This is a genomic window from Salmonella enterica subsp. enterica serovar Typhimurium str. LT2, assembly GCF_000006945.2.
Taxonomy (GTDB): domain Bacteria; phylum Pseudomonadota; class Gammaproteobacteria; order Enterobacterales; family Enterobacteriaceae; genus Salmonella; species Salmonella enterica.
Map to the genome: position 1 here is coordinate 4,322,491 of NC_003197.2, position 12,748 is coordinate 4,335,238.

The 12,748-nt window shown below is 55.2% G+C and carries 10 protein-coding genes, 1 pseudogene and 10 other annotated features; of the genes and pseudogenes, 6 read left to right on the forward strand and 5 right to left on the reverse strand.

The genetic code is table 11. The features are described 5' to 3' along the window. Positions 1–225: 225 nt before the first annotated feature. From gldA to ptsA, 3 genes are all read right to left on the reverse strand, one after another. Positions 226–1,343 (reverse strand): glycerol dehydrogenase, NAD gene (gene gldA, locus STM4108; RefSeq protein ID NP_462989.1). Within the gene, positions 226–1,329 belong to an annotated coding region; the region does not span the whole gene. After that, positions 1,338–1,343 (reverse strand) — a ribosome-binding site (putative RBS for gldA; RegulonDB:STMS1H004032). It overlaps the preceding gene by 6 nt. Further along, positions 1,341–2,014 (reverse strand): putative transaldolase gene (gene talC / locus STM4109; protein ID NP_462990.1). Within the gene, positions 1,341–2,003 belong to an annotated coding region; the region does not span the whole gene. Before talC ends, gldA begins: the two co-directional genes overlap by 3 nt. Further along, positions 2,009–2,014 (reverse strand) — a ribosome-binding site (putative RBS for talC; RegulonDB:STMS1H004033). It overlaps the preceding gene by 6 nt. Continuing rightward, the gene (gene ptsA, locus STM4110; RefSeq protein NP_462991.1) for a general PTS family enzyme I occupies positions 2,014–4,521 on the reverse strand. Within the gene, positions 2,014–4,515 belong to an annotated coding region; the region does not span the whole gene. The genes talC and ptsA overlap by 1 nt, the downstream gene beginning before the upstream one ends. Continuing rightward, positions 4,151–4,477: pseudogene (locus STM4111) on the forward strand (pseudogene; frameshift). The gene ptsA and the pseudogene STM4111 overlap by 327 nt on opposite strands. Continuing rightward, positions 4,516–4,521: a ribosome-binding site (putative RBS for ptsA; RegulonDB:STMS1H004034), on the reverse strand. Its footprint lies within the gene ptsA. 289 nt (positions 4,522–4,810) lie before the next feature. Further along, positions 4,811–4,816, forward strand: a ribosome-binding site (putative RBS for frwC; RegulonDB:STMS1H004035). Continuing rightward, the gene (frwC, locus tag STM4112) for a PTS system fructose-like IIC component (protein NP_462992.1) occupies positions 4,811–5,903 on the forward strand. Within the gene, positions 4,824–5,903 belong to an annotated coding region; the region does not span the whole gene. Its footprint overlaps the feature before it by 6 nt. Positions 5,904–5,905: 2 nt before the next feature. Then, positions 5,906–5,911, forward strand: a ribosome-binding site (putative RBS for frwB; RegulonDB:STMS1H004036). Then, the gene (gene frwB, locus STM4113) for a PTS system fructose-like IIB component 1 (protein ID NP_462993.1) occupies positions 5,906–6,238 on the forward strand. Within the gene, positions 5,918–6,238 belong to an annotated coding region; the region does not span the whole gene. Its footprint overlaps the feature before it by 6 nt. 86 nt (positions 6,239–6,324) lie before the next feature. Then, positions 6,325–6,330 (forward strand) — a ribosome-binding site (putative RBS for pflD; RegulonDB:STMS1H004037). Next, positions 6,325–8,634 (forward strand): putative pyruvate formate lyase II gene (gene pflD, locus STM4114; RefSeq protein ID NP_462994.1). Within the gene, positions 6,337–8,634 belong to an annotated coding region; the region does not span the whole gene. (Overlaps the previous feature by 6 nt.) Continuing rightward, positions 8,587–8,592: a ribosome-binding site (putative RBS for pflC; RegulonDB:STMS1H004038), on the forward strand. Its footprint overlaps the gene before it by 6 nt. Continuing rightward, positions 8,587–9,478 (forward strand): putative pyruvate formate lyase activating enzyme 2 gene (gene pflC / locus STM4115; RefSeq protein ID NP_462995.1). Within the gene, positions 8,600–9,478 belong to an annotated coding region; the region does not span the whole gene. The genes pflD and pflC overlap by 48 nt, the downstream gene beginning before the upstream one ends. Then, positions 9,468–9,473 (forward strand) — a ribosome-binding site (putative RBS for frwD; RegulonDB:STMS1H004039). Its footprint overlaps the gene before it by 6 nt. Continuing rightward, the gene (frwD, locus tag STM4116; RefSeq protein NP_462996.1) for a PTS system fructose-like IIB component 2 occupies positions 9,468–9,833 on the forward strand. Within the gene, positions 9,480–9,833 belong to an annotated coding region; the region does not span the whole gene. The genes pflC and frwD overlap by 11 nt, the downstream gene beginning before the upstream one ends. Here the strand turns inward: frwD and yijO are convergent. Further along, positions 9,820–10,683, reverse strand: a protein-coding gene (gene yijO, locus STM4117; protein NP_462997.1) for a putative AraC/XylS family regulator. Within the gene, positions 9,820–10,671 belong to an annotated coding region; the region does not span the whole gene. The genes frwD and yijO overlap by 14 nt on opposite strands. Continuing rightward, positions 10,678–10,683 (reverse strand) — a ribosome-binding site (putative RBS for yijO; RegulonDB:STMS1H004040). Its footprint overlaps the gene before it by 6 nt. Positions 10,684–10,831: 148 nt before the next feature. Then, the gene (gene yijP, locus STM4118; protein ID NP_462998.1) for a putative integral membrane protein occupies positions 10,832–12,577 on the reverse strand. Within the gene, positions 10,832–12,565 belong to an annotated coding region; the region does not span the whole gene. Continuing rightward, positions 12,572–12,577, reverse strand: a ribosome-binding site (putative RBS for yijP; RegulonDB:STMS1H004041). Its footprint overlaps the gene before it by 6 nt. Positions 12,578–12,748: the final 171 nt, after the last annotated feature.

Below are 12,748 nucleotides of genomic sequence, written 5' to 3' on the forward strand. Positions count from 1 at the left end.
TTGACTTTCCGCGGAGAGAATGGTGCGTGATAAAAAAGTCTATTTCAGGACAAAATGGACTGATTCCAGGCTATGGAATACCTGATGATGGCGCTTCGCTTACCCGGCCTGGATGATTGGATAACAAGGCCAGATAAGGTGCCTGTGTCGATATTCGGCAACTGAATTCTGTTGGGTCAGCAAGCTGAAATACTCCTGACTATCGTCAGGAGTATTGCTCAGACCTTATTCCCATTCCTGCAAGAAGCGTTGACCGTACTGGTCGGCGACCAGCAGCGCGGCGTACACTTCATCCGGCGTTGCGCCGCCAGGCATGTTATGAATAGTTTCACCTTCTGCGCAGGAGGCTTCCGCGACGGTGCGCATCTTGGCCGGAATATCCTGTTTAATATCCAGTTGCGCCAGCGTAATCGGCAGGCCAACGGAATGGCACAGCGCCGCAACGGTTTCGATTTCTTCGACCGGCGCGTTTTCCAGCACCAGTTGCGTCAGCGTACCGAAAGCGACCTTCTCACCGTGATAATAGTGGTGCGCATCCGGAATCGCCGTTAAACCGTTATGAATCGCGTGCGCTGCGGCCAGACCGCCGCTTTCAAAACCGACCCCGCTCAGGTAGGTGTTGGCTTCGATGACGCGTTCCAGCGCTGGCGTGACGACGTGCTGTTCGGCGGCCAACATGGCTTTTTCGCCTTCTTCGATCAGCGTGTTATAGCATAGCTCCGCCAGCGCCAGCGCGGCCTGTGTACACTTGCCGCCCGCCATTGTGGTGGCGCCGCTGCGTGAGCAGGCGCGCGCTTCAAACCAGGTCGCCAGTGCATCGCCGATACCGGCTGCCAGCAGACGCGCCGGCGCGCCCGCCACTATCTGCGTATCGACAATAACCATATTCGGGTTATGCGGCAGCAGCAGATAACGGTCAAACTCACCGGCATCGGTATAAATAACCGAGAGTGCGCTGCACGGTGCGTCGGTAGAGGCGATGGTCGGCGCGATAGCGACCGGGACGTTCATAAAGTGCGCCAGCGCTTTGGCGGTATCCAGCGTTTTACCGCCGCCGATACCCAGTACGGCGCCACACTGACTTTTTTCGGCGACGGCGCGCAGCCTGTCGATCTCATTTTGCGAACATTCGCCGCCAAACGGGGCGATTTCTACTGACAAACCGGCATCCGTCAGGCTTTTGCGCAGCGTCTCTTCGGCAAATCCCAGCACGAATTTATCGCCCACAACCAGCCAGTTGTTCGCCATTGGTTTTAAATAATCGCCAAGACGCGCGATGACGTTTGCACCCTGAATATACTTACCTGGTGACTGAATAATGCGATCCATACATTTCTCTCCTACAGGTTCAGATTACCAAAAGCGTTTTTCCAGTCTTGCTCAAACTTCTCTATTGCCGACTCTACCGCAGGCGTATTGAGCATTTGTTGCGCTACATCTAAAGGAAGGGTAATCGCCTGGCAACCTGCCAGTAAGCAATCCAGCGCCTGCCGCGGCGTTTTAAAGCTGGCCGCCAGTACCATGCTGTCGGGCGCGTGATGTTCCAGTAGCGTTTGCAGCTCCTGAACCATACGAATGCCATCGCCGCCCTGCGCATCAACGCGGTTGACGTAGGGAGCGACATATTTTGCGCCCGCCAGCGCCGCCAGCAGGCCCTGCGATGCGCTGTAGACGGCGGTGCCCAGCGTCACGATGCCTTCTTTTTTCAGCAATTTAATCGCTGCAAGACCTTCGGCGGTCACCGGAATTTTAACCACAATGCCGGGGATGGCGTTATTCAGTCGTTTGGCTTCTTCCACCATCCCTTTCGCGTCGCGGCTCATGGTCTGCGCAAATAAAGTGCCTTCTTCGCCGATGGCGTTTTGCAGCCTGGGCAGCACATCCCAGATAGATTCTTTGCTGGCTGCCACAATGCTTGGATTGGTGGTGACGCCGGCAATCGGGAAAATGCGCGCCAGACGTTCAACTTCCGCCACGTTAGCGGTATCCAGATAGAGTTCCATAGTCTTTCCTTTACAGTTCAAGTTCATGTTGCAGCAGGCTGGCGATAGCGTCGGCGGAAGCGGCGTTAACCAGCGTGTTGCGGAATTCTTCGTGCATGATGCGGCGGGCCAGGCGCGAGAAAATACGCATATGCTGGTCGCCCGCGGCGTGTTTGTTAAGCGTCAGCATAATGATGAACTGCGCCTCGTCATCTCCCCAGCGTACCGGCGCGTTCAGGCGCGCCACGCTGATGGTGGACTGTTCGATATGTTCCGATTTGCTGTGCGGAATGGCAAAGCTAAAGCCCAGTCCGGTGGAGAATACCGCCTCGCGCGCCCATAGATCGGCTTCCAGTTTGCGCGGGTAGCGGCAGCGGCCCGCCAGCAGCAGATTGTCGGTCATGCCTTTAATCACCTCCTCTTTGCTGCGCCAGTCGCTATCAAGCGTTATGCATTGGGCGGTAACCAGCGGGGCATCCTGCTGCGACATGCGGAACTGCGCCAGCAGATGCTCCACCTCCAGCGAGGTGCGGCAGGCCATCGCCTGATTCAACAACTGGCGGCAGGCTCGGCTGTCGAGTTGTGCCATCCGCGCTTTGGCGGCGGGAATCGACGGCGCGCCCATGCTGATCTCGTCCAGCCCCAGACCTACCAGCAATGGCAGAACCGAACCTTTGGCCCCCAGTTCGCCGCACAGACCAATCCATTTGCCCTGACGATGTACCGCCTGCACCGCGAAATCCAACGCGCGCAGGAAGGCGGGATTCAGGCTGTTGTAGTGACGAGTGACTTTGGCGTTATCACGGTCTACCGCCAGCAGGTATTGTGTTAGATCGTTACTACCAATACTAAAGAAATCAATCTCTTCACAGCATTGATCGATGATGAACATCACCGACGGCACTTCCAGCATAATGCCGAGTGGGATCTTCTCATCGAACGGGATATGTTCATTACGCAGCTGCTGTTTGGCTTCCGCCAGCTTCTCTTTGACCCACAGAATCTCTTCCATAGAGGAGATCATCGGGATCATGATTTTCAGGTTGCCGTGGGCGGACGCGCGGAGGATCGAGCGTAGCTGGGTGGTAAACAGAGAAGCGTACTCTTCATAAATACGGACGGCGCGATAGCCGAGGAATGGGTTGGCTTCGGCAGGAATATTCAGATAATCAACGGGCTTATCGCCGCCTATATCCATTGTGCGCACAATAATGCTGCGTCCCTTTGCGGACTCCAGAGCCTGGCAAAAAATATTGTACAGCTCGTTTTCGTCCGGCGCGCAGGCGCGGTCCATATACAGCATTTCTGTGCGGAACAGGCCAACCGCTTCCGCGCCGTTACTAAAGGCCGCTTGCGCCTCGACGGAGTGCGCGATGTTGGCGGCGACCTCCATGCGGATGCCGTCAGCGGTGCGCGCTTCCTGGGTCAGCCAGATGCGCTGCTGTTCGCGCAGGGCGTCTTGCACGCGGGCTTCCTGCTGATAGTAACGAGTGACAGGCTCGTCAGGCGCAACGACAATCGCGCCTGCGTTGCCGTCAATATAAACCGTCTGCTGACGCCACGGTGTTAAGGCCTCAATCTCCACGCCAACCAGGGTGGGAATGTTGAATGAGCGGGCGAGAATCACCGTGTGCGAAGTGGTGCCGCCGCTTTTTAACAGCAGACCTTTGAGAAAGGTTTTATCCAGTTCGAGGAACTGGCTTGGCGTCAACTCTTCCGCCATACAGATAGATGGCCGGGTCAACTGGCCCGGCGCCGGAAAGCGCTGCCCACCGTAAATGTGTTGCAGTAACTGGAAGCAAACGTCACGAACATCCAGCGCGCGTTCCTGTAAATAGCTGCTGCTGGCGCGAGCGAACTCATTGCAGAAATGGTTCGCGCTTTCCACGATTGCCTGCGCGCAGCTTAAACCGCGCAGAACGCCGTCCAGTAAATGCTGACGCAGTGAAGCGTCGCCTGCCAGTGAACGATGGGCTTCCAGAATCGCGCTGGCGGCACCGTCACTGTCGAGCTGACGAAACTCAATATGCTTTATCAACATCGCTAAGCCATTGTCCAGCGCGGCTTGTTCCGTCTCTGTGTCGTTGGCGGTCGGGAGTTCGCCGAGCGCATTGAGATCCAGGGAAGAGAGTGGCGTCAGTACGCCGCCCGCGCTGCCGCTACACACGCTACGGGCGCGGTAAATCTGCGGATTCAGCTGGGTCAACGACGCCGGAAGCGGCTCCAGTTCGCTGTTTTTAATCTCCGCCAGCGGCGCGTCGCAGAGTGGGAATTCATCGCGCAGCCATTGACTCAGACGCTGACAGGCAACCTGTTCATCGGCACCGGAAATCACCAGCTGACAGTGGTCGCCAGCCAGCGTGTCGGTGCCAATCAGCGCCAGCGCGCTTTTGGCGCTGCCTTTGCGATCGGTGCGCAGGTTGTGCCACTCAATTTGCGACGTGAAGGTATTACACAGCGTTTCTACGTGGCTTGCCGGGCGCGCATGTACGCCATTCGGCAGTTCACAGGTAAATTCCACAATCAGGGGCATTGCCTCTCTCCCATAACGATTCTCTCGCTACAGCATAAAAGGAGGTAGCCGGAATACGCCATGTGACAAATCTGTCAAAAGCTGGATAAATGTAATGTAGCGCAAAAAGTGCGAGTTGTCTCACAACTTAGCGTGGTAGCGCGGGTTTTACCTTTTTCAGAAGTTATGAAGCGGATCGCATTTTTATACTGATATTACAAAAATCCAGTAAATGGCCTTTTTATCCACTGTCTGCGCGGCAATGGATTGCCTATTGTTTTCCGCAGTAACTTTATGGACATGGGCTTTATCCAGCCCGGGAGCGACTTATGAAAGAGTTGGTACAGATCCTGAAAAATACCCGCCAGCACCTGATGACCGGTGTTTCGCATATGATCCCCTTTGTGGTGGCTGGCGGAATTTTGCTGGCAGTCTCCGTCATGCTATATGGCAAGGGCGCCGTACCCGATGCCGCCACCGATCCGAATCTTAAAAAACTGTTTGATATCGGTGTCGCCGGGCTGACGCTGATGGTGCCTTTCCTCGCCGCATACATCGGTTACTCCATTGCCGAACGCTCCGCGCTGGCTCCTTGCGCAATTGGTGCCTGGGTGGGTAACAGCTTCGGCGCGGGTTTTTTCGGGGCACTTATCGCCGGACTTATCGGCGGGATCGTGGTGCATTACTTGAAGAAAATCCCGGTGCATAAGGTGCTGCGTTCTGTGATGCCTATTTTTGTGATTCCCATCGTTGGCACTTTTATCACCGCGGGCATCATGATGTGGGGGCTGGGCGAACCGATCGGTGCGCTGACAAGCAGCCTGACCCAATGGCTGCAAGGGATGCAGCAGGGCAGCATCGTGCTGCTGGCGGTGATCATGGGGCTGATGCTGGCTTTTGATATGGGCGGCCCGGTTAACAAAGTCGCTTATGCGTTCATGCTGATTTGCGTGGCGCAGGGCGTATATACCGTGGTGGCTATCGCCGCGGTGAGCATCTGCGTACCGCCACTGGGACTGGGGCTGGCGACGCTGATTGGCCGCAAGAATTTTTCTGTTGAAGAGCGCGAAGCCGGTAAAGCCGCGCTGGTCATGGGCTGCGTGGGCGTAACGGAAGGGGCGATTCCTTTCGCCGCTGCCGATCCGCTGCGCGTGATCCCATCCATTATGGTGGGCTCCGCTTGCGGTGCGGTAATGGCCGCGCTGTTTGGCGCGCAGTGTTATGCCGGTTGGGGCGGTTTAATTGTTCTGCCAGTCGTGGAAGGCAAGCTGGGTTATGTCGCGGCAGTCGCCGTGGGCGCGGTGGTAACGGCAGTCTGCGTTAACGTGCTGAAAAGCCTGACGCGTAAGAATGTGTCGCAAGTTGACGAAAAAGAAGACGACCTGGATTTAGATTTTGAGATGAATTAAGCGAGGAATAAGCCATGACTAAAATTATTGCAGTAACCGCGTGTCCTTCTGGTGTTGCGCATACCTATATGGCGGCTGAAGCGCTGGAAAGCGCAGCCAAAGCGAAAGGTTGGGATGTAAAAGTGGAGACTCAGGGCTCGATTGGGCTGGAAAATGAACTGACGGCAGAGGATGTGGCGAGCGCCGATATGGTGATTTTGACTAAAGATATCGGCATCAAGTTCGAAGAGCGGTTTGCGGGTAAAACTATCGTTCGCGTCAATATCAGCGACGCGGTAAAACGCGCCGACGCCATTATGAACAAGATTGACGCCCATCTTTCGCAAACCGCGTAACGTTAAAATGCCCGATGGCGCAAGTTTATCGGGCCTGCTCACAGGCCCGATAAGAGATTTATGCCGCCATCCGGCGCTCGTGTCCACAGGAGCTCCTCATGACCCATCGTATTCAACGCCTCAAAGCCGCTCTGTTTCAGAATCACCGTGAAATTTCTCTGGAGCGCGCGCTGCTTTATACCGCCAGCCATCAGCAGACGGAGGGCGAACCGGTCATTTTGCGCCGCGCCAAAGCGACGGCGTATATCCTTGAACATGTTGAAATTTCGATTCGTGACGAGGAGCTGATTGCCGGAAACCGAACCGTTAAGCCGCGCGCGGGTATTATGTCGCCGGAAATGGACCCGTATTGGCTGCTTAACGAGCTGGATCGGTTCCCGACGCGTCCGCAGGACCGTTTTGATATCAGCGAAGAGGATAAGCGCCTCTATCGTGAGGTTCTATTCCCGTACTGGGAAAAACGGTCGATGAAAGATTTTATTAACGGGCAGATGACCGATGAGGTGAAAGCCGCCGTCAGCACCCAGATTTTTAGCATTAACCAGACGGATAAAGGGCAGGGGCATATCATTATTGATTATCCACGCTTGCTCAATAACGGGCTGGGTGAACTGGCGGCGCAGATGCGCGCGCGCTGCGAGCAACAGCCGGAAAACGACTTTTATCAGGCCGCTCTGTTGTTACTTGAGGCATCGCAACGCCACATCCTGCGTTATGCCGTACTGGCGGAACAGCAGGCGGAGCGCTGCCCGGACGCTCGTCGTCGTCAGGAACTGCTCACCATTGCCGCCAATTCGCGGCATAACGCGCAGCACAAACCACAGACGTTCTGGCAAGCATGTCAGCTGTTCTGGTACATGAACATTATTTTGCAGTACGAGTCCAACGCCAGTTCGCTGTCGCTCGGGCGCTTCGACCAGTACATGCTGCCGTTTTATCAGACTTCGCTCACTCAGGGCGACGATCCGGCGTTCCTGAAAGAGTTGCTCGAGTCGCTGTGGGTGAAATGCAACGATATCGTGCTGCTGCGTTCCACCAGTAGCGCGCGCTATTTTGCCGGTTTCCCGACGGGTTACACCGCGCTGCTGGGCGGATTGACGGAAAGCGGACGCAGCGCGGTAAACGTGCTCTCTTTTCTCTGCCTGGATGCCTACCAGAGCGTGCAGTTGCCGCAGCCGAATCTCGGCGTGCGCACTAACGCGCTGATTGATACGCCGTTCCTGCTCAAGACCGCCGAGACCATTCGCCTCGGTACCGGCATTCCACAGATTTTCAATGACGAAGTGGTGGTTCCCGCGTTCCTTAACCGTGGCGTGTCGTTGGAGGATGCGCGCGATTATGCGGTGGTGGGATGTGTTGAGCTGTCGATTCCGGGCAGAACCTACGGGCTGCATGACATCGCCATGTTTAATCTGCTGAAAGTGATGGAAATCAGCTTGTATGAAAATGAGGGCAACGACACTCTTACTTATGAGGCGTTGCTGGCGCATATTCGCGCCAAAATCAGTCACTACATTACACTAATGGTAGAAGGCAGCAATATTTGCGATATCGGCCATCGTGACTGGGCGCCGGTGCCGCTGCTCTCTTCGTTTATCAGCGACTGCCTGGAGAAAGGGCGAGACATCACCGACGGCGGCGCGCGCTATAACTTTTCGGGCGTACAGGGCATCGGTATCGCCAACCTGAGTGATTCCCTTCATGCGCTCAATGGGCTGGTATTCGATCAGCAGCGCCTGAGTTTTGATGCGCTGCTGTCGATCCTGAAAAACAACTTCGCCACGCCAGAAGGGGAAAAGATCCGCGCCAGGCTTATCAACCGCTTCGAAAAATATGGCAACGACATTGATAATGTCGATAACATCAGCGCCGAACTGCTGCGGTATTACTGCAAAGAGGTGGAAAAATACCAGAATCCGCGCGGCGGCCAGTTTACGCCGGGTTCATACACGGTTTCCGCGCATGTGCCGCTGGGAGCGGTGGTCGGCGCGACACCGGACGGGCGTTTTGCCGGAGAACAGCTGGCGGATGGCGGCCTGTCGCCGATGCTCGGACAGGATATGCAAGGGCCGACGGCGGTACTAAAATCAGTAAGTAAGTTGGATAACACGCTGCTGTCGAACGGTACGTTGCTGAACGTGAAGTTTACTCCTGCGACTCTGGAAGGAGAGGCGGGACTGCGCAAGCTGGCGGATTTCCTGCGCGCGTTTACCCAGCTCAAACTGCAGCACATCCAGTTTAATGTGGTGAATGCCGACACATTGCGCGAAGCGCAGCTACGGCCTCAGGATTTCGCTGGGCTGGTGGTGCGCGTGGCGGGCTACAGCGCCTTCTTTGTCGAGCTGTCGAAGGAGATTCAGGATGACATTATTCGCCGCACCGCGCATCAGTTGTGAGGTTGTGGGGGCGCGCGATGAGGAGACCGCGCGTATCTTCAATATCCAGCGCTATTCGCTGAATGACGGGCAGGGGATTCGTACGGTGGTCTTTTTTAAGGGCTGTCCGCATACCTGTCCGTGGTGCGCTAATCCGGAATCTATCTCGCCGCGCATTGAAACGGTGCGCCGGGAAAATAAATGCCTGCGTTGCACGCCGTGTCTGCGGGATGCCGACGAATGTCCTTCCGGCGCGTTTGAGCGTATTGGGCGTGATATTACGCTGGATGAACTGGAACGCGAAGTGCTGAAAGACGACATCTTCTTTCGTACTTCCGGCGGCGGGGTGACGCTTTCTGGCGGCGAAGTGCTGATGCAGGCGCCGTTCGCCACGCGCTTCTTACAGCGATTGCGGCGTTGGGGCGTTCCTTGTGCTATTGAAACGGCTGGCGATACGTCGGCCAGCCGTCTACTGCCGTTGGCAAGGGCGTGTGATGAGGTATTGTTTGATCTGAAAATTATGGATGCGGAGCGGGCGCGCGAGGTGATCAACATGAATCTGCCGCGCGTACTGGAGAATTTACGGTTACTGGTTAGCGAGGGAATCACGGTGATCCCTCGTTTGCCGTTGATTCCTGGCTTTACGCTTAACGCAGAGAATCTGCAGTGCGCGTTAACATTGTTGAGATCATTAGGAATAAAGCAGGTTCACCTGCTACCGTTTCATCAGTACGGCGAGCCGAAATACCGGCTGCTTGGAAAATCATGGATGATGAAAGATATTCCCGCGCCGTCGGTGCAAGAGATCGCTCTGTTTCGGGAGATGGCGGAGCAAGCAGGATTTCAGGTCACCACAGGAGGTTAATATGGCAGTACCTGTACGGCATCTGGTGGCAGTGACCGCCTGCGTGAGCGGTGTAGCGCATACCTATATGGCTGCTGAACGGCTGGAAAAACTTTGCCAGCAGGAGAAGTGGAGCATCAAGATTGAAACCCAGGGGGCACTCGGTACAGAGAACCGCTTAACGGAAGAGGATATCCGCCGTGCCGATGTCGTGTTGCTCATTACCGATATCGAGCTGGCGGGCGTGGAGCGATTTACCCGGAGTCGCTATGTCCAGTCGGGGATCAGCGCTTTTTTGCGGGAGCCACAGCGGGTAATGAGCGCTGTGCGTAAACTCCTTTCCGCGCCGCAACATACCCACCTTATCCTGGAGTAATCTGCTTTTCCGTTAGCTGGCTGTGATACTGGCGGCGATACTCCGACGGCGAGCGTTCCGTATTTTTGCGAAACAGGCGGCAGAAATAGTTACTGTCGACAAAGCCGCAGCGGTGCGCCACCTCTTTCACTTTCAGGTCATAACCCTTCAGCAACGTTTTGGCGTGTTCCAGTCGCGTATGGTTCAGGTATTCGTTAAAGCCGATGGCCCCCGTTTTCTGGAACAGGTGCGAGAGGTAATTTGGCGAGATATAAAACGCCTGTGCTACCGATTCGCGCGTCAACGGCGCGGCGTAGCGTTCATCAATATACTCCCGAATGGCTTCAAAAAGCGCGCGGCTGCGGGAGGCGGTCTGGATTTGGCTGCCGAGCAGATCGCGGCAATGGCTTAGTAGGCTGGCGACAATCAATCTGGCCGTTTGCTGCTCTTGCGGCTGCATCTGCATCTCATTAAGCGTTTGTAACAGGAACGAGCCGATACGCGGGCCGCGGCGCGCAACGTGCTGTTTCGTGAGGTTTTGATGCTGCTGACCATCCCAGTGGACTACGCTGAAACCTAACTGCTGTTTGCCAAACAGAATGCTCAGGGTGGTGACGGGCGTTTGCCATTGCGGGATGTTCCAGCCGCCAGCCGGAACGTAGAGAACATCGCAAGGAATGAGCGGGGCGGTAATGCTCATGTCAGTAAGCTCGCCCTCCAGCACAATCTCCAGCCGCGGAAAATCCACCTGGTACGCCAGTTCCGGCGCTGGGCCGCTGGCGCTGGCAAAATAAATCTGGCGCAGCGGCAGCGGGCCGTTGATGAGACGGGAGAGAAGGTGGCTGACGTCGTGATACATGATAATCCCCTGCCGATCGCAAACAGAGGAAACAGTAACGTCGAAAACCGATGTCCTCAAGCGATTATTGCCGGATAGCGGCGCTTTGCGCCTTATCCGGACTACGGGAGAGAAGCACGCCAGGCCCGATAAGCGTTAGCGTTATCGGGCAACATACAGGCTATTGATTACCGACCTGATCGCCATACGGCAACGTATCATAATCAATCAGCGCGTTTTTCTTATACGGGTTGCCAATCCAGCGCGTGGTCTCTTTGAACTGCGGGTTGGTGATGGAACGCGTCGGGTCGTAGCCATCATAGGTCAGGCCCGCTAAGTCCGACCAGGTATGGATAAGCTCGGAACTGCTGTACTTACGATCGACATCCTGTGAGAAGTCGCGCGGATGCGCTGCCTGCCATTTCTCTGAGGTCCACAGCAGGAACGGCACCGTATACATATGACGGGTTGGCGAATCTTCGTTTCGTCCCTGCGTCTTATGCGGCGGCGTGTCATACACTTCTTCACCGTGATCGGAGAAGTAGAGCAGGAAACCGTTCGGATCGGTCGCTTTATAGTCCTTAATCAGGCTGGCGACAACATAGTCGTTATACAGGTTCGCGTTGTCGTAATCATTATACGATTCCAGCTCGTCACTGCTTAATCCCGGCGGAACATGGTCGGTTTTACCATCAAACTTGCCCTGGTTTTCTGGATAGCGGAACTTGTATTTAATATGCGTTCCCAGCAGATGCACAATAATGAATTTTTTCGGCGCCGGGTCGGCTAACACCGCTTTAAACGGCGCCAGCACGTTGCTGTCATATTCGCGCGCGCTTTGAGTGCGCTGCTGGTTCATATAGAACTGCTTATCAGTCTGCTTGGAGAACACGGTCAGCATGGTATTACGCGCCGTCATCGTCTGCTGGTTAGTGATCCAGAAGGTTTTATACCCGGCCTGTTTCATCATATTCATCAGCGATGGCTTCGTCAGATACCAGTCCGGGTTCTTTTCGTCCGCGAACGTTAGCGCCTGTTGCAGGATCTCAATGGTGTACGGTCGCGAAGTTACCACGTTATTAAACACGGTCAGCCCGGGGTCGGTTTTATGCAGCGCGTCCAGTTCCGGCGTGGTTTCGCGCGGATAACCGTACAGACTCATACGGCCACGCTGGGTCGATTCGCCAATCACCAGTACCAGCGTGCGCGGCGCATCGCCGGAGTGGTCCTGGAAGTTAGCCAGCGGCGGCAGGGCATCGTTTTCATTCAGCAGTTTATTCAGCGAGGCGAGCTGTAAACGGTACTGATAGTAGCCAGTAATAAATTGCCACGGCGCGGCGGGTTCCATTCGTGATGCCAGGCTATCCAGCGTTTTCTCCATCGACTTATGCTTGATAAAGGTATTCATCGCGATGGGATGGAGGATCAGCCCGTACAGCAGGGCAAACGACACCAGATAACGCCAGGGGGATGGAATATAAACCGGGCGCAGACGTGTCCACAGCAAAATCGCCGCCACCGTATAAGCCAGCGCGACAAGAACAATTTTCAGACTGAAATATTGGCTTAAATATTCGCTGGCTTCATTGGCGTTGGTTTCAAACATCACAAACAGCACGCTTTGCGAGAACTCCTGCCCGTAGATTACGTAATAGCTCAGCGCCGCCAGCGAGGCGGCCCAGAGTACGACGCCAATAACGGCAGCAATAACCCGGATGCGGCCTGGAAACAGAAAGACCGGGATCAGCCACAGTGAGCTGTACAGTAGCGAATCCCGCAGACCGTTTGTCCCGCTGTATCCGGTGAGATAAATAATGGCCTGCAGGAGGGTGGAAAAGAACCAAAAGTAGAGCAGTGCCCAGCCCAGGGCTTTCCAGCTAAACGCGGGTTTAGTCTGGAGTAATGTGGATTGCATAATGAGAGCCTGTCTTTAATCGTAGCGCCAAACGTAACGCCTGAACCTTAAAAGAATCTGAAGCAAACCTGCTTTATGCCGCACGTTTTGCTAAGAAAGATTTACAAATGCATAAAATGCAGACAGAAATATATTGAAAAAATGACGAGGATGACAGCAGTATTTCATGCCGCCCCCACATAA